This is a genomic window from Arthrobacter sp. MA-N2 (assembly GCF_000517125.1).
Classification (GTDB): domain Bacteria; phylum Actinomycetota; class Actinomycetes; order Actinomycetales; family Micrococcaceae; genus Arthrobacter; species Arthrobacter methylotrophus.
Genome location: NZ_KI912157.1, coordinates 228254 through 244798 on the forward strand (window position 1 = coordinate 228254; position 16545 = coordinate 244798).

Sequence of the window (16545 nt, forward strand, 5' to 3'; positions counted from 1 at the left end):
TGGCCGCGAATAAGCCGAGTCAGCTTGCGCACCCCAGTGAGGAACGGGGGCGCAAGCTGGTCTCGAGATTTCGAAGGTAAGGGGCGGGATCTGCGGTCAGGTCAGTGGTTCCCGGTCCTCCCTCAAACTGTCGGTGGCGACACGTAGTGTCGAACGCATATTCTATTAAAAGTTTTTCTATTAGAAGGTGTGTTCTAGTGCTGGATGTTGATGAGCGTGTGGTAGTGCGGACGACTCCGGACGGCTGCCCTCTGGGTTTTGAGTGGCGGGACCGGCAGTACCGGAGCACTGAGACACCTCTGCGGTTCTATACCAGGCGTCCGTGGTGGGTGGAACAGTCCCGCATTCAGAAGGGCATCGGCCCGCAGGTCCTGGAGACCGAGACCTGGCGGATTACCGCCTCCGGTCGTGGCCGGTCGGCGGAGCGGGTGTTCGAGTTGGTGCGTGATGACGCTGATTGGGTGTTGGCCCGCATCCTCGGTTAGAAGCTCCTGATGTTTACCCACCTGCATGTTGCGTCGGCGTTTTCCGCCCATTACGGGGTGGACTGGCCTGACACTTTGGCGGCCGCGGCGAAGGCCGGGGGAGCGGACGCCCTGGCCGTGACAGACCGCGACGGGCTCTACGGAATCCCCAAACATATCGGTGCCTGCGTGGCGGCCGGGATCGATCCGATCCTCGGCGTCGAGCTCGCCGTCCTCGACGACGATGGAGCCGTGGGCGGGCGGGTCGTGATCCTCGCCCACGGACACAACGACGGCGCGGGATACGCGGCGCTGTGCCGGCTGGTCTCCGCCGCCCACGCGCGCAAGACCGTCGCGGTGACCAGGGCGGAGATTGCTGCGCGTCTTCTCGGCGATGTCGGCCCGGTGGGGACCGTGCTTCTTGGGCCGCTTTCCGACGTCGGGCTCAAGGTCGGGACCCGCGGTGACGGCATGGCCCAGATGGAACAATGGCTCGCCGTCCTGCCCAGGGACGCTTTGCGGGTCGAGGTCGTCTCCCACCTGTCCGCGCCCGGGCTGCCGTTCAGCCACACCCACGCCACCAGGATGCTCCGCCTCGCCGGCAGGGCCAAGGTCAAGGCGGTGCTGAGCAACGCCGTCCGCTACGTTCTCCCGGACGGGGCGATCACCGCGGACATCCTCGATGCTGCCCGGGCGCTGCGCCGCCTGGACGAGACAGGGGTCCAGCCCACGGCCCAGGCCTGGCTCAAACCCGGACCGATGATGAACGCCCTCGCCTCGGAGATCGCCGCGGTCGGGCAGGCCGGCGCCGGAGCCGCCAGAGCCCTGCTCGCCGAGACCGGGGCGTTGGCGGACCGGTGCCGGATCGACCCCGTCACTGATGCGGGCTGGGGTGTGCCGGTCATGCCCGAAGCCTCCATCATCGGCATCACCGGCAACCCTCTGACCGTGCTGTGGGAACGCGCCCGCGCCGGGGTGAACACCCTCTATGCGGGCACCGGCCAGGCTGCTTTGGGGGTGGTGGAGTCGAGGTTGCGGCTGGAGATGGACACCATCGCCGATCTGGGGTTCGCGTCCTACTTCCTGACCGTGGCCGAGGTCGCCCGGCTCATCCGGGACATGGGCATCCGCTCCGCTGCCCGTGGATCCGGTGCCGGGTCCCTGGTCAACTACGCCCTGGGCATCTCGTTCGTGGACCCGATCCGCCACGACCTGCTCTTCGAACGGTTCCTGAGCACCCGGCGCCGGACCCTGCCCGACGTGGACATCGACGTCGAATCAGCGAGACGGCACGACATTTACCACGAGATCTTCGCCCGCTTCGGACCGGAACGGGTCACCCTGATGTCGATGCAGTCCGGATACCGGGCCCGCGGCGCGGCAAGGGACGCCGGCATGGTCCTGGGCATGGACCCGGACGATATTGACGGGATCGCCAAGAACCTCTGGCGCTTCTCGGCCTCCCACTTCCGCGAAGCCATGGCCGAGAAACCCGAGCTCCGGGACCTGGCCGAACGCGTCGAAGGCAGCCGGCAGCTGGACCTGCTGGTGGACATCACCGAACGCCTGGACCGTCTGCCCCGGCATATCTCCATGCACCCCTGCGGGGTGATCCTCTCCGACACCTCCCTCCTGGATCGCACCCCGGTGCAACCGTCCGGGATGGGTTTGCCGATGTCCCAGTACGACAAGCACGACATGGACCCGATGGGCATGATCAAACTCGACGTCCTCGGGGTCCGGATGCAGTCGGCCATGGCCTACGCCGTCGCCGAAATCCGACGCACCACCGGGGAGACCATCGACCTTGAGGCGGTGCCCCTGGATGATGAGCCGACCTTCGAGCTCATCCGCTCCACCCACACCCTGGGGTGTTTCCAGATCGAATCCCCGGGCCAGCGTGAACTCGTCGGCAAACTCCAGCCGGCCGTCTTCGATGACCTGATCACCGACATCAGCCTCTTCCGGCCCGGTCCGATGCAGGCCGACATGGTCAAACCCTTCCTGAACCGGCGCGGCGGCTGGGAAACCGTGGAGCAGCTGCACCCGGACCTGGAACCGTTCCTGCGGAACACCTACGGGATCGTGGTCTTCCACGAACAGCTCATGCGGATCATCGATACCTTCACCGGCTGCGGGCTCGCCTACGCCGACGTGCTACGCCGTTTCCTGTCCGACGAAGACCGCCTTCCCGGCGTCGAAAAGTTCTTCCACGAGAAAGCCGCAGGACGCGGCTACACGCCCGAGGTGATCGACAGGGTCTGGGGCGTCGTGAAAGGTTTCGGGTCCTTCGGGTTCTGCCGCGCCCACGGCGCCGCCTTCGCCAAACCCACCTTCCAGTCGGCCTGGCTGAAAACCCACTACCCGGTCCAGTTCATGGCCGGGCTCTGGACCCATGACCCCGGCATGTACCCCAAACGCCTGCTCGTGGCCGAGGTCCGGCGCCTCGGCATCCCCATCCTGCCCCTGGACGTCAACCGCTCCACCGACGAATACGTCACCGAACCGACCTCTGACGGCCGGCTGGGGATCCGCATGTCCCTGGCGGACGTGAAAGGCATCCAGGCCCGGGAAATCCACAGGATCCTCACCGAACGGCCCTTTGACTCGATGGCGGATTTGAAGGAACGGGCACGTCTGCGCGCGTCGACCGTGCAGAGCCTGGCCCTGGTCGGGGCCCTGGACACGCTCTACACCGGCCAGAGCAGACGGACGCGCCCGGCGATCGCCGCCCGGAACCAGGCCACCCGCACCGCAAAACGGCTCCAGGTCATCCCCGGCCAGCTCGCCCTCCCGCTCCCGGCGGTCGACGCGCCAACGATCCCGGCCGGCATGCCCGAACTGACGGACCTGGAGATCACCCGGGAGGAACTGGACATCCTGGCCCTGGATGTCACCCACCACCTGATCGACTCCTACCAGCCGCTCCTGGACCGGCTCGGCGTCACCAAAGCCAAAGACCTCCTGACCCTGCGCAACGGAACCAAGGTCCTCGTTGCGGGAATCCGTGTGGCTACCCAGACCCCGCCCATGCGGGGCGGCAAACGCGTCGTGTTCATCAGCGTCGACGACGGCACCGGCTGCGTCGACGCCACGTTCTTCAGCGACGCCCAGGAAAAAGTCGCTCCGCCGATCCTGTTCTCCACGAACTTGCTGCTCATCGAGGGGACCACCCGCCGGACCGGCCTACGAGGCATGTCTCTCCAGGCCAGCAACGCGTGGGACCTGAGCACTATCAGCCTTCCGAGGCCTGCCGCCGCATCGTGATCAGTGCCTGTGGTGCTGTACGTCGGAGGGGTCCAATTCAGGTCGGGCGCGTACGTACCGGATCGGGTGACGGAACGCCTTTCCGGACCAGGCAACATCTACCGATACCTCGATCACGAGCGGCTCCACGAGGGTGAGGTGAATCGCGCCCTTGTCCGTGCTGAATCTGTTGAGCATGCTTCCATTGATCACCTCTGGCCAGGCTGGAAAGAGTCAGCTTCTGCGTTACTCGCTGAAGCCAGGGACACGCCCTCTGTACCGTCCAAGTGGAATTGGATGGTGAAGGGTGCAGAATGCCTTCATGTCGCTCCATCACTATTTGCCAGCTGTTTACATGGGAGGTTTCTCTCTCTCGGATGACGGATCCCGGCGGTACAGGCCCCTGTGGTGCCTCCGACGAGGATCCCAGGAGCCGTTCCCAACAACAGGCGACAAACTTGGCTCGGCGAAAGACCTCTACACCCTGAAGAAGAACTGGCAGCCGCAGTCCCTGGACCGGGTGTGGGCGTACTACGAGAAGACCCTGCCATCCGCGATCAGCCAATTGGTCGATACCGCCCGGCCTCTAGAGGCAAACACCTGGCTGAGGACGCTCGTTCCGTTCGTCGCATCTCTCTTCGTTCGCGGGCCTGAGTTCAACGAGAGATTCGGAAGCCGGATCCCTGCCCGGCTGCAGCGCGCCGGGAGCGAAGACAGTACGAACGGCGCACGAGTGATTGAGCTTCAGCGGCTTCTGGCCCAGGTCGCGGCCGCGCACTGGGGCGTCGTCACCAGCAACGATCCACAAGCAAACTTCATCACCAACGAAATCGGCCTCAGCGTTGCCAGGGTTAGTGGCTTCGAAAGTACGCACGGGTGGCTCGTCCCCCTGGACAGACGCCATGTTCTTACCGTGACACCCCGCCGGTCCGGTCAAATAATGACCCACTCAGGACTCGGGTGGAAAACAATAATCGGCCGCCGCGGCGCCGGCCAGGACGAGGTGAAAACCATCAACCGAAACACCGCCGGGATGGCCCGCGAGTTCGTCATCGCCGGCGAGCAACAATTTTTGAAAAGTCTGAACGGAAAGTGGCAACGTCCCCCGGACCGGACCTGGCTCGATGGCGGGTGGGGATGCACTAGCGAAGAACGCATCGCCCATGAATTTGATTGGCACCGGCTGGTGAGCGTCGCCGCCCGGCCTTACAGTCCCGATGCGGACCTTCAAAGCATCGACAAGGACATCTGGGCCGCGGAGTGGTGCCCTCCACCGTTCTTCCCAACCAATTTGCCGGAATTCAGGAGTGGCCTCCATCTGAAAGAACGCACTATTTCCTTGGACCTGGGGCCGCGAAAAGGGTTCCCGCGCCGCGAAGAACACACAAACAATGCGGCTACCCTCTAATCCGTCGGGAGTATTGCCGGCGGCGTTGCGTCCGAAATGACGTCAGGGTGCACAGCGTCAGGGCCATCCGGGGAGGACTCGGGAACCGGTTGTGTTCCCGGCCAACGCCGATGGACAAGGTTACGGGTGCCAGACTTCCATGGCTGTCCGGACTGCCGTTAGCACCAGTGCTTGGCTGCTATCCAGACGGCAGCGATCTGCCATGAGTTGGCGCGAGGTCGCGGCTGCTGCTCCAATGGTCTCCCCTCTGTGGATGGGTGGGGGATCAATCCTAGGAGCTTGCGCCTGCCGTGGGAGGGGGTTGCCTCGCCTCCGGGGCTGGCCCGTTCCCCCGGTCATAGGCCAGAACCATGCGCCTTGCTGACAACACCGACAGCGGCCGCGCCAATTCCCTGTGTGCGCGTTTGAAACCCATCCGCTCCGGTGCTCCAGTGCGCTGCCCGTGGTCAATGTCCGATCAGTTGCCACAGGTCCAGTCCCATCCGTGCCGCCGTCAGTAGCAGCGCTGCAGCTGCGATCCAGACGCCCGCGATCTGCCAGGCGCTGGCCCTCGGCCGCTCGTTAACCTCCATGCTTCTCCTTCTCCCTACGTCGGGGATCCATCCTAGAAGCCAGGAACGACAGCATGGCGGCCCGCCGTTTCAGGGCCGGGGTGCTTGTGCACGCGTTTCCCACAGCCTCTCGCGCCCGGCCGCACGCCGCTGTGGACAACCGGCGCCCGCCATCCACAGAAAAGACCCGGCGTGCCGCCATCTCCCGGGCGAGCCGTCATCAAGGTTTCCTCTGATCCAAGCCTTGCGCTGTCGGGCCGCCGTCGTGGCCGCAGCCGTTTCAGCCGGGGGACGGGACGATCCAGGCGAAGGGCGAGGGCAGGAGACGCACGAGTTCGCGTGCCGGGGGTGCGGCGGCGCGGAACCATAGTAGTAGGAGTAGTATTGATACTACTCCTACTACTACTACTATGACTGGATTGAAGAGGTGTTTTTGATGACGTTGAGCGTGAAGGACCGCGTGTATGCCGCAGCCGAGCAGATCAGTGCCGAGCGCCGGCCGACCGTGTCCACGGTCCGCGCGGCCGCCGGGGTGAGCAACGCCGACGCCACCCGGTACCTGAAGGAATGGACCGAGGAAAAGCAGGCCGCCGGCGGGCAGGTCGCCGCGACACCCGCCGCCCTGCTGGAACAGGCGGCACGCCTGGCCGGTGCCTGCTGGGCCGAAGCGTCCGCCCTGGCCGCTGAACGCCACGCCGCTGTAGAGGCGGCCTGGGCGCAGGAACGCAAGGACAAGGACCAGGAGATCGCCGAGCTCGTTGCCGACCTGGACCAGGCAAGCGCCGACAAAGACGCAGCCTCGACTGCCCATGCCGAGGACATCACCCGGCTGGAGGCCCAACGTGCGGCGTTGGAGCGCCAGCTTGCCGTGATCGGCAAGCAGCTGGAGGATTCGCGGGAGGCCGAGCGGGCCGCGGCCAAGGAAGCGGCGGCAGCGGCACGCAGATTGGCAACGGCCGAGGTCCGCGCCACCACCCTGGAGAAGGTCCACAACGCCCTGCTGGAGCGCGTGTCCCCGGAGACGAAGAATCCCGGCAGCCAAAAGGATTAAATCCGGCCTCGTCGTTCCATCCAGGAAACCGGCACGGACCGGATCCGGGCTGCGGTCAGGGCTGGCGGGCACCCAAGGGGGTGCACGTCAATCAGCTGCCTGCCCTCAGGAGGCTTTGGCAAGGTATTGGGCCAGTGCTTCCCTGAGGATTTCGCTGGGCTTGCGGTGCTCCATTTCGGACCGGGCGAGCAGCTGCGCGTCCATGTCCTTCGGGAGGCGGACGGTCCGGGACGGGGACGTTCCGCCGCTGCTCAGGGACGGCTTGCCCACGGCTCTCTTCACCGCTTCGGGGGAACCCAGGGCTGCTTCCAGGAGGGCGCGTCCGGCACCTGGCCCGGACGCCTTGGTGATGTGGGCGTCAGGGCCGATGTCGGCGGTCTGCGCCCATTCCCCCAGGGCATGGAAGCGGGCCTGTTCCTCCGGGGTCAGGTCCTGGCCGCCCTTGGTTTTCTTCTCACTCATTCCGTTGCTCCTCTCTCGGCAATGTCGAGTATCTTGCGCCTGGCCTCCATCACGTGGAAGACCAGGATGTCGTTGGGCGGGGTAATGACCGCCATGACTTCGAGAATCATCCGGCGGTCCCGGGACGGGCCGATAAACAGGTCCGGACGTGCGCCCGATTCCACCCGCGGTTCATCGAACTGCTCAACGTGGTAGATCTGGTTCAGGATCGCATTCAACGCATCCTCACGGGCAATTCCATGTTTGTCTGCGCTGTCCGCCCACCTAATCGCCATACAAATATTGTCTCACAATAACCCGAATATTGCAAGACAATATTCGGGAGTTGTTTCACCGGTGCAGCGGGGGCGACTGCCGCCTCAGGACAGTCCCGCAGCCGGTTGCTTCCAGGCCGGCCCGGGGTTGTGCACAGTGTGGACAGCCTTGAGCTGCGCGGAGGGCTCCGCCTGACCACAATGGGCATAATCCCGGGATCAGGATCGCTTCCGCTGCGCTGCACCCCGGACAGGCCCGGGCACGTGCCGGCGTTTCTTCATGCCCGTGCGTCTTCGGATACCTTGCGCCACAACAGGAAAGCCGCCAGGCCATTGAGGACCGCGATGAAGACATCGCCCGCCGCCGGCCGGCCGATGTCTTCATCGAGGACCACCAACACCAGCGATCCGGCCGCGGCGACCGTGAATACCACGGCCAGGAACCTCCGGATCCGCGGAGACCCCATCCCGGCACCGTGCCGCACCCGGTGTGGGCGGCCCGAACGCGGTGGCTGATCACTCATGGCCTCACCCTACTCAGGAGGAAGGGCATGCTCGCAGGGCTCGCACCCATTTAGGCGTCCGCTGGCGCGGCCGGCTGTTGGGTCCAGTGTCTCCCTCGCAGGGCTCCGGAGACCCTGGACCTGTCTACGTCTTCGACGTTTTTTTGGTTGCTGTCCTCCGGATTCTAGGCGTCCGCTCCAGCCCGTCCAGCCCCTCCTTCGTCGGGGCCTGCGGTGCAGGAATGTCCCTCCGGCGCTCCTGCGTCGCTGATTTCCTCCAGGGAATTTCCTCCCCCTTGCCCTGCGGGTAGACAGGCCTCCGTCGGCCGCCGAGCAAGCGAGCTTGCCAGCAACCAAAAAACAACTGTGAGTCTTGCAGTGGCTGGTCTGGGACTAGCTGGCAGTGTTGATGCCGGTCGTTCTGCCTGGCGCGTGACTCGAAAAAACAATTGCCCCCGCGAGGGTGCATTTCCCCCGACTTGTCCGCGCTGGGTGGAGCGGCCGGCCTTGACCTGTCCCACGACGGTGGCTTGATTAGAAGCTTGCCCAGCCCCTGCGGTTGTGGCTCATCACAGTATTGCCTCGAAGTGACTCTTCCCAGGTCCAGTGCCGGTCGCGACGCGACCTGTCTTGCCCGTTCGAAAGGAAGGAGGGTGGCCGCGTTGACTATCGTTGCGCAGACCCGCCCGTTCGTCATCGGTGTGGACTGCCACGCCCGCACCCACACTTACGCCATCATCGAGGCCAGCACCCAGCGACAGATCGCGTGCGAGCAGTTCCCGACCACCCCGGCAGGTATTTCCCGCGCACTTGCCTGGGCAGGCCGACGGACAGACGGCGACATGGCCTGTCTATGGGCCGTAGAGGGTATCGGCTCCTACGGGGCACGTCTGGCCCGGGCAGTAACCGACGCCGGCTACGACGTCGCCGAAGCTCCACGGATGAACGCCCGAGGGCGCCGGGCGATCGGCAAATCCGACCCGCTGGACGCCGCAGCCATCGGAACCGCAGTCCTGGCCCTAGAGGAGTCCCAGCTCCGCGCCCCGCGCCGGGATGAAGGAGCCCGTGCTGGACTCAGGATCCTCAGCGCAGCCAGGGATCAGTTGACCCGGGACCGAACAATGAATGTCAATGCACTCACCGCCCTCCTCCGGGCACACGACTTGGGAATCGACGCTCGTAAACCTCTGGTTCCCGCCCAGATCGCAACGATCACCAGATGGCGGGAACGCCAGGAGCAGATCGAACTATCGATCGCGCGCGAGGAAGCAGTGCGGTTGGCGCGCCGCGTTCTCGAAGTGACCACCCAGCTGACTGCGAACCAGAAGCGCATGACAGAGCTGATCCAGCAAAGCCCCGCTGCGCCGCTGTTGGAGATGGTGGGCGCCGGGGCTGTCACAGTCGCCACCGTCCTGACAGCTTGGTCGCATCCAGGAAGGGTTCGCAGCGAAGCTGCCTTCGCCTCACTGGCAGGGGTGAATCCCTTGCCAGCCTCAAGCGGCAACACTGTCCGGCACAGGCTCAACCGGGGCGGTGATAGGCGCCTCAACCGAGCCCTGCACACCATAACCATGACCCGGATGGTCCACGACCCCGGAACACGGGACTACGTCACCAAACGCACCCAAGAAGGCCGCAGTTACCGTGAAATCCGCAGATCCCTCAAGCGCTACATCGCCCGAATCCTCTACCGCCAGCTCAACGCTCTTTACGCAACGACGGAACCGGCCCCATCCCACGTTGCCGGGGCAGATGGTTCAGGTGGTGTCCCTTAAGGATCGGCTACCGGGACGATCTATTCGAGACTCGAGTCACCTGCAAGGTGTCGGTTGCGCGCCTCGATCAGCCTTTGGAGGTAGCGGCCCAGCACCAGCTTCTCGGCCAGGCGTCCTATGGGTCCGAACGGTGCCTCGAACTCGATGCGATCCACCATCGTGGTTCCTGCGGAGTCTTGGCTGAACTCATGGACGTGCCGGAAACGTCGGAACGGACCTTTGACCTGCTCATCTACGAAGTAGTCGGGTGACTGCATCTCGGTTATCCTGCTCGTCATTTGAAGCGGGACGCCGAAGTGCCAGGCTCGCCAGGTCACTTCCTCACCCAAAGAGATAAGACCGGACCTCACGCCGCCTACGGCCTCTTCACGAGACTGCGCCATGGAGTCAGTGTGGGCGTCAATGCTCCGGGCAAGGTCAAACAGCTCCGCTTTGGCCATCTTTGTCCGGGTTCTGCACTCAAAATAAACGGCCATGGTCAGAGTATTGCAGCTCCTTCCGCCCCGGCCGGGAATCTGGCAGACAGAACCGTGCCCGGTTGAGGATCCTCCACCGGACACTTTGGGGGCGGGTCTCGCACGGCGATGCAGATCCAGGGGTTTGCCAAGCGCCAGGGCTGCCATGGTCCGCGGCCCAACGGTGATGCGGCGCGTCGGGTGCTGCGCGTGTAGTCGTGTCGAGCGTGCGTCGTACCGGACGCCGACTAATCGCCGGCACGGAGTTCACAATGCACTTCATGACGCTGAAAGCTGGGGTGTGAGGCCAGGACGATCAACCGTCAGCGGATCGCACGCGGCCAGTTCAGCGCCCGTCGGGCAGCCTTGATCTGAGTTCTTCCGCATGGGAAGCGAGGGCCTGACGCTGGTCTCGCGTGAATCTTCTGGCCTGCAGGTCGAGGACTGCCCGGCTGCCATGCTCTCCCACACCCAACAGCTGACCCACGCGACGTATTGCTTCGTCCATGTCCTCTGAATCGTCAATCACCTGGAAGACCTCGTCGCGCCGATCCATCGCCTGCACCAGCGCCTCGACGATTATCAACTGCTGTTCCCTCATCTGCCGCTCATGCTCATCCATGCCGCGATTCTTGCACGACCGGCAGTCTTGGGCCTTTCCGTCCAGTTTGGGGATCCTTTACCGGACCGGTTTGAACGGCCAATGGTCCGGATAGGTGTGAGGAACTGCGACGACTTGCACTGCGTCCTCGTAGACGAGTCGACCGGGGTTCCGGGTGCGAAGCGCCACCCAGGGGACGTCGTGCCGGTCGAGTAGGTCCAGATATCCAGCTGTCATATCGAGAAGCTGTGTGGACTCGGCCTTGAACCACGACCTGGCGCCAGGGTTCAGCTCAGAGTTGTAGCAATCCGCCGCCACGGTTGTCGGGTCGGCATAAATTGCCGAGGCGTTGGCGTTAGCAATCTGGAGCCATTGCTTATCTGCTTCACCCAAGAGTCCCTCATCTCTGAGTCCGTTGGCCATCGCGAACACACCTGGAAATCGCCCGCGACGGTTAGGGACGGCGCTTTGATAGCGAACGAACTCACCCATGCAAAGAGGGTACGCACTCATGGGCCATTGTCAGCTCACCTGTCCTAGTAAAGGATCGTCTATCTGTACTGATCGGAGACGTCGATTGAGTGGAGGTGAGAACTCGGCCCCCATGTATTCCGGGCACCGAGGTCACTACTTGACGAGATTCCTGGCGCTCCTTCAGCCTTTGGCTTCGGCTTTTCTCGCACGTAGGTCTTCTCGGTACTCGAGGCGGACCTCCGCGTACTGCTCGTCAGTGAGGTTGACCATATGCCGCATCGCGTCGCCAGACCAAACGTAGGTCACACCGTCGCTGTGCTTCCATGCCATGCGTGGGTCGTCACGCAGATGATCCTTCCAGCACAGGGCCTGGTGATCATGGGTTGTCAGCGTTCTGTCCTTACCGGGCCCCTTCCGCTTGGCATTCACCCGCTCAAGCAGCTTGGTCCTCGTGTAGGGATGCGTCTGATTTGGGTCGGTCTTCTTCACCATTACCCGCTCGCCTTCATGCGCCACTGACACGACCAAGTCGGCCCGCGTTACGGCCTTGACTGAGTTCAGGTGAACGTCATAGACGGCTGCGACGCGCTGCATGTCGGCGCCAGCGGCTTGGGCTTTGTCGAGTAGTTCGCGTAGGCCCTCGATGAAATCTTGAACCTCGGTCACGGCTGAGGTGGCAGGTTCGGTCTTCATGAACTGGATTGGCTCCGTCGGTGCCTTAGCGCCGAGGGGCAGGAGCTGCCAGGTAATTGAATCGGCCAAGTCCTTGTTGAAGCGGTCGAGCATGAAGTCCCGATAATTGAGGACGCTGGTCTGCAAGAAGGGGTAAACCATCTCGCCCAAATCGGCGGCGTAGAGGTGCACCGCGCGGTTACGGTACCCGACGAGAGCTGTGACGTTGGCTGCCAAGGCCGTGCCGTCCACACCTGTCGGGAAGAGCTTGTTGATGACCACCTGCTTGAGTGCATCTTCAGCCGCTAGCGTTCGGTAGGGCTCGTTGCGCTTCTTAGGGTAGAAGATGCGCTTTCCCGCCTGCCGTAGGGTCGCCTTCAGCGCGAGTTCCCAGGCGTTGACGACGAGCACCACGGTGACCTCGTCTCGGTACTCCATTCGCGGCTTGTTGTAGACCTCAATCGCTGCCAGCATTGCCGAGAGTGAATTCGCGACGAGGCGCCGGGAAGAGACATAGGGCTGCGGCACTTTTCATCACCTCGGTCAGGAAGATCGTCAATGACCGAGCTTAGAGCTACTGACCGAGAACTCTGAGCAATCATGAGAAGGGCGGCGGGTCGCTGCAAGCTACTAATTTAGGGGCCAATCTAAAAGCTGTTTTTGTCGTCCGTAAGCCGGTCGATCACCGTACCGCGGAAGTCCGCCGCCACGTTCCGGGCCATTGCTGGCCTGGGCCATGTACGTAAGACCCGCACGGTGATATGCACGGTGATGGGGGGGCGGTTTCTGGGGGTCGACGCAACAGATGCGTGATTTTCGGGTGTTTCCCCGGTGCTTTGAGGCTATCGCAAAGCGGCGGCCAGCGCTGTGCGTTCGGTTTTAAATCGTGCTGCCGGGGTGTCATAGTCGAGGGTTTTTCGTGGCCGTTCGTTGAGTTCCCGCATCACGTGGGAGACGTGCTCAACGCTGTGAACGGCGAGGTTGGTGCCTTTGGGGAAGTACTGGCGGGCCAGCCCGTTGAAGTTCTCGTTAGCGCCGCGCTGCCAGGGGCTGGAGCGTTCGGCAAAGTAGACTTGGACCCCGGTTTTCTTTGTTAGTTCCTCGTGGCTGGCCATTTCCACGCCCTGGTCCCAGGTGAGTGTTCGCTTCAGGTGTGTTGGCAGCTTCGCGAACGCGCTGATGGCGGCTGCGTTGACGCTCGCAGCGGTGTGATCCAGGGGCAGATTTATGATGATGCCGTACTGTGTTTTTCTTTCCCTGAGTGTCATCATCGCCGAGACTGACCCGACGCCGACGATGAGGTCGCCTTCCCAGTGGCCGGCCTCTAGACGGGTTTCGACCTCTGCCGGCCGCTGGTCGATCATGGTCATGTTGCGGATCCGGGAGCCTTGCCCGGTGCGGGTGCGCCAACGGGTCTTGCGGACCCTACGGCCGGTGCGCAGCTTGGCGGCATACCGCTGGTGCAGGCCGTGGTCCTCACGCAGCAGCAATGCCCGGTAGATCGTTTCCGGGCACAACCGCATCGTCTGGTCATCGGGGTATGTCTTCTTCATCCACCCGCAGATTTCGTCCGGCGACCAGAAACGGTTGAGCTTGCGTTGCACAAGGGTGCGCAGCCGGGTGTTGGCAACGAGCTTATGCACTTTCGGTCGGGCCCGTTGTAGCCGGGCGTCATGATCGGCAGTGCGGGGCAGGTAGAGGCCTTGAGCGTCCCGGTGACGGTCGAGTTCCCGTTTGATCGTGGAGGTGTGACGGCCCAGTTCCGCCGCGATTCGCCGCATTGAGTGCCCCAGGCGCAGCAGGTCCGCGATCTGCAACCGCTCCCGCGCATCCAGGTAGCGGCCCGCGGTTACGGCCGGCAATGTGATGGCTGGGATCTGGAAATTGCTGGCTTTACGCAACTGCGTCCCTGTTCTTCGGTGCATACCAAGAAGTCTGCATGCTTCTGCGTTGCTCACCCCGTTGCGCATCAGCTGCCAATACTTCTCGGCCCGTGCAGCACGGCGTTGCTGCGCTTCTGAGAGCACCGCGCCGAGCATCTGGTCTGCGTAACGACCGGAGGAGAGGACAGCGGCGTGCTGCGCGGCCGTGGCCGCGTTTCGCTCTTTCGATAGTCGGGATAAACGGTCGCGTTCGAAGGTCAGCCTGAGGCGGTCCGTCAAGCGCAATTGGTCCTGGCACCGCCTAACGGTCACCTTGGACTGCCGTAGCTGGTCGAAACGACGGTGTATCCACCGATATGCGGTTGAACGGCTCACACCCGCTGCCTTAGCTGCCTCCCCAAGGCTTTTCCCGCGATCAAACGCCGCCCAAAAGCTGGCCTCCTCGTCAATATTCACCCGAAGATGATGCCGGTCTTTGACCTGGCCGACGTCACCTTCCCACGCCGCCAGCCGGGACGTGGTGAACCCGAGCTCCGCCGTCGTCTCGCTGGGAGTCTTGCCGTTGCGACGCAGACGCAAGTATTCCTCGCGCAGCAAGCGGTAGCCGACCTCTTTATCGAAGCCAGCATGTCGGGCGGACGGTTTGAGACCATGCCCATGCTTTACCGAGGCAAGAAACCGGATGCCTGCTGCTGACGAGGAACTGAGATACATGTCGAACCACCTTGAAAGAAGGTGTTGCTTCGATCAACAGAATCCCGCGGGGGATTACTGCAACCCTGTTCCTCATGACTGGAATGAAGATCGGCTACGCCCGTGTCTCAACGAACGGCCAGGACCTGACCGCGCAACGAAACGCCCTCCTTGCCCTGGGTGTTGAAGAGAAGCAGATCTTTGTCGATCACGGACTTACAGGAGCTAACCGCCTGCGCCCTGGACTCCGCGAAGCGATGGCGGCATGCCGGGCCGGCGATACGCTCGTGGTGACCAAGCTCGACCGCCTGGCCCGCTCCCTTTCAGATGCTAGGGACATTGCCGATGAGCTGACGGCCAAAGGGGTTGTGCTTAGTCTCGGCGGCAGCACCCACGATCCGACTGACCCGGTAGGCCGCCTGCTGTTCAATGTCCTGGGAATGGTGGCCGAGTTTGAGGCGGATCTGATCCGGGCGCGCACCCGCGAGGGCATGGCAGTCGCAAAGGCCAAGGGGCGGCTGAAGGGCAAGCAGCCAAAATTATCCAAGACGCAGCGGAAGCATCTTCTGACGCTGCACGGTGCGGGCGCGCATACTCAGGCCGAACTGGCCGAACTGTTCCGGGTGTCACGAACGACTGTGTACCGCGAGCTCCAAAGGCGCACCATCTGAAGTGCGATGCGGCGCCACCGGCAGGCCCGTGCTGCACGCGAGAGCACCACAGTCTGGCCCGGAACCCAGGCGCTGCCTGAAGACTCCGGTTTCTGGGGCTCGCTTGGCTGACGTCCAGGGTTACTGCACGGACCTCGCTTCGCTTGGGCTGTAGAAGCGTTTTCTGTTTTTGCTGCTGTCCTGTGGATCGTACGTGCCCGCTCCACCGGCTCAACCGTCCTGCGGACGGCTGTGCAGCCGATGCCTTGTGTCGGCGCTTCGCTGATTTCCTCCACAACCCATCCGCTGCTTGCCCTTTGGGTTGCCCCGCCTCCGTCGGCCACAGCTACGCGCTGCTCCGCCAGCAGGCAAAAACAACCCGGGGGAGAGGGAATGCTGGCCGGTCACCACAGCCGCCCCCGCCCACCGGATCCTCAGCAAAGGACGAGAGAAACCATGAACGATCGCATTGCACGCGCAGCCCTGACCCGACTCTTCGAACCCGGCGACCGTGTCGGCCGCGCCCTCGTGGGCAGGCTCGGCGCTTACGCCGCGCTGAGGCTCGCCACCGGCGCGCAGCCCGTACACGCCATCCCTGAGGCCACCGTCGAAGAAATGTCAGAAGCGTTGAGACGGTGGGCTCCGAGGGTACCGGAGCTCGACGCCGAGAAGGACCTGGCCACCATCGAACGCCTGGGCGGCGGGTTCCTCATCCCGGGAGATGAACACTGGCCGGAAGGCCTGGACGACCTGCCCGACGCCCCGTACGGGCTGTGGTACCGGGGCAACATCGACAACGGCATCCCGGCGCCTTCGAAGTGTGCGGCCCTCACCGGATCCCGGGACTCGACCAGCTACGGCGCCTCCGTTACAGGAGATATGGCCTACGGGTTGGCCCAACGTGGAATCTGTGTGATCTCAGGGCTGGCCTACGGCATCGATGCCCACGCGCACTGGGCCGCGTTGGCCGGAAGCAAGGGAGAAGGACCGGCGACCCTCGCGGTACTGGCCGGAGGCCTTGACCGGGACTACCCGTCCGGCAACGCGGACCTCGCCGCCGCGATCCGCAGCAACGGCCTGACCCTCTCAGAGCTCCCGCCAGGTTCCGCCCCGACCCGGCACAGATTCCTGCAGAGAAACCGCATCATCGCCGCCCTCGCCGGGGCGACCTGTGTCGTGGAAGCCCGCTGGCGCTCAGGGGCGCTGAACACCGCCCACCACGCCGAAACCATTGCCCGGCATGTCGCGGCCGTCCCCGGGAGCGTCCACAGCGTTATCTGTGTGCTGTCAACTGTTCTGCGCTAGATTCCGTGGTTTTGTTGTGTCAACGACGTCCACGACTTGGTGTGTTTTCAGTGGTGGTTCCGGTCAGCGTTCGTCGGGAGGATCTTGCCGGATCCGGA

At 63.7% G+C, this 16545-nt stretch carries 17 protein-coding genes; 7 read left to right on the forward strand and 10 right to left on the reverse strand.

The features are described from left to right. Positions 1 to 197 precede the first annotated feature (197 nt). Positions 198 to 485 carry a DUF6504 family protein gene (locus A3M3_RS26615; protein ID WP_035743724.1) on the forward strand — a complete coding sequence of 96 codons (288 nt, stop codon included), beginning with the start codon at positions 198 to 200 and terminating at the stop codon, positions 483 to 485. Positions 486 to 491: 6 nt separating this feature from the next. Further along, the gene (locus A3M3_RS26620) at positions 492 to 3731 is read left to right on the forward strand and encodes a DNA polymerase III subunit alpha (RefSeq protein ID WP_081737024.1); all 3240 of its coding nucleotides are present in this window, start codon (positions 492 to 494) and stop codon (positions 3729 to 3731) included. Here the strand turns inward: A3M3_RS26620 and A3M3_RS28325 are convergent, their stop codons facing one another. Beyond that, complete coding sequence (locus A3M3_RS28325; RefSeq protein ID WP_155854527.1) at positions 3732 to 3908, reverse strand: hypothetical protein; 177 nt, start codon at positions 3906 to 3908, stop codon at positions 3732 to 3734. A 124-nt stretch (positions 3909 to 4032) separates the two neighbouring features. On the opposite strand from A3M3_RS28325, the gene A3M3_RS0122710 reads away from it, so the two are divergent. Then, positions 4033 to 5118: a DUF4238 domain-containing protein gene (locus tag A3M3_RS0122710; protein ID WP_155854528.1), complete on the forward strand. Its 1086-nt coding sequence runs from the start codon at positions 4033 to 4035 to the stop codon at positions 5116 to 5118. 446 nt (positions 5119 to 5564) lie between these two features. On the opposite strand, the gene A3M3_RS29345 is transcribed toward A3M3_RS0122710, so the two are convergent. After that, on the reverse strand, positions 5565 to 5690 hold the full coding sequence (locus A3M3_RS29345) for a hypothetical protein (protein WP_269317351.1): 126 nt from the start codon (positions 5688 to 5690) through the stop codon (positions 5565 to 5567). A 415-nt stretch (positions 5691 to 6105) separates the two neighbouring features. Between A3M3_RS29345 and A3M3_RS0122720 the strand changes: the two genes are divergently transcribed. Continuing rightward, positions 6106 to 6720 (forward strand): DNA-binding protein, encoded by a 615-nt coding sequence (locus A3M3_RS0122720; RefSeq protein ID WP_035743726.1) that lies wholly within the window; start codon positions 6106 to 6108, stop codon positions 6718 to 6720. Between the two features lie 105 nt (positions 6721 to 6825). Here A3M3_RS0122720 and A3M3_RS26625 read toward each other — a convergent pair whose 3' ends face one another. The 3 genes from A3M3_RS26625 to A3M3_RS0122735 all read right to left on the reverse strand — a co-directional run bounded on the left by A3M3_RS26625 (position 6826) and on the right by A3M3_RS0122735 (position 7960). Further along, entirely contained in the window at positions 6826 to 7182 is a 357-nt protein-coding gene (locus A3M3_RS26625; protein WP_051423510.1) for a ribbon-helix-helix protein, CopG family, read from the reverse strand. Next, a complete protein-coding gene (locus A3M3_RS0122730; protein ID WP_028268225.1) occupies positions 7179 to 7457 on the reverse strand; it encodes a hypothetical protein in 279 nt (92 codons plus the stop codon). Before A3M3_RS0122730 ends, A3M3_RS26625 begins: the two co-directional genes overlap by 4 nt. A 257-nt stretch (positions 7458 to 7714) precedes the next feature. After that, on the reverse strand, positions 7715 to 7960 hold the full coding sequence (locus A3M3_RS0122735; RefSeq protein WP_028268226.1) for a hypothetical protein: 246 nt from the start codon (positions 7958 to 7960) through the stop codon (positions 7715 to 7717). A 641-nt stretch (positions 7961 to 8601) separates the two neighbouring features. Between A3M3_RS0122735 and A3M3_RS26630 the strand changes: the two genes are divergently transcribed. Beyond that, positions 8602 to 9714 carry an IS110 family transposase gene (locus tag A3M3_RS26630; protein ID WP_051423528.1) on the forward strand — a complete coding sequence of 371 codons (1113 nt, stop codon included), beginning with the start codon at positions 8602 to 8604 and terminating at the stop codon, positions 9712 to 9714. A gap of 20 nt (positions 9715 to 9734) precedes the next feature. Here A3M3_RS26630 and A3M3_RS0122745 read toward each other — a convergent pair whose 3' ends face one another. The 5 genes from A3M3_RS0122745 to A3M3_RS26640 all read right to left on the reverse strand — a co-directional run bounded on the left by A3M3_RS0122745 (position 9735) and on the right by A3M3_RS26640 (position 14513). Beyond that, the gene (locus A3M3_RS0122745; RefSeq protein ID WP_028268227.1) at positions 9735 to 10190 is read right to left on the reverse strand and encodes an SRPBCC family protein; all 456 of its coding nucleotides are present in this window, start codon (positions 10188 to 10190) and stop codon (positions 9735 to 9737) included. Between the two features lie 325 nt (positions 10191 to 10515). Beyond that, positions 10516 to 10791: a DNA gyrase subunit A gene (locus A3M3_RS0122750; protein WP_028268228.1), complete on the reverse strand. Its 276-nt coding sequence runs from the start codon at positions 10789 to 10791 to the stop codon at positions 10516 to 10518. A gap of 57 nt (positions 10792 to 10848) precedes the next feature. Then, positions 10849 to 11262: a hypothetical protein gene (locus A3M3_RS26635; RefSeq protein WP_035743728.1), complete on the reverse strand. Its 414-nt coding sequence runs from the start codon at positions 11260 to 11262 to the stop codon at positions 10849 to 10851. A 162-nt stretch (positions 11263 to 11424) separates the two neighbouring features. Continuing rightward, the gene (locus A3M3_RS0122760) at positions 11425 to 12444 is read right to left on the reverse strand and encodes a DUF3644 domain-containing protein (RefSeq protein ID WP_028268230.1); all 1020 of its coding nucleotides are present in this window, start codon (positions 12442 to 12444) and stop codon (positions 11425 to 11427) included. A gap of 314 nt (positions 12445 to 12758) precedes the next feature. After that, positions 12759 to 14513, reverse strand: a complete 1755-nt coding sequence (locus A3M3_RS26640) for an IS30 family transposase (RefSeq protein ID WP_028268231.1) — start codon at positions 14511 to 14513, stop codon at positions 12759 to 12761. Between the two features lie 74 nt (positions 14514 to 14587). Here A3M3_RS26640 and A3M3_RS0122770 point away from each other — a divergent pair, with 74 nt between their 5' ends. Then, complete coding sequence (locus A3M3_RS0122770) at positions 14588 to 15163, forward strand: recombinase family protein (protein WP_197023374.1); 576 nt, start codon at positions 14588 to 14590, stop codon at positions 15161 to 15163. Between the two features lie 435 nt (positions 15164 to 15598). Next, positions 15599 to 16447 (forward strand): DNA-processing protein DprA, encoded by an 849-nt coding sequence (locus A3M3_RS26645; protein WP_051423511.1) that lies wholly within the window; start codon positions 15599 to 15601, stop codon positions 16445 to 16447. Positions 16448 to 16545: the final 98 nt, after the last annotated feature.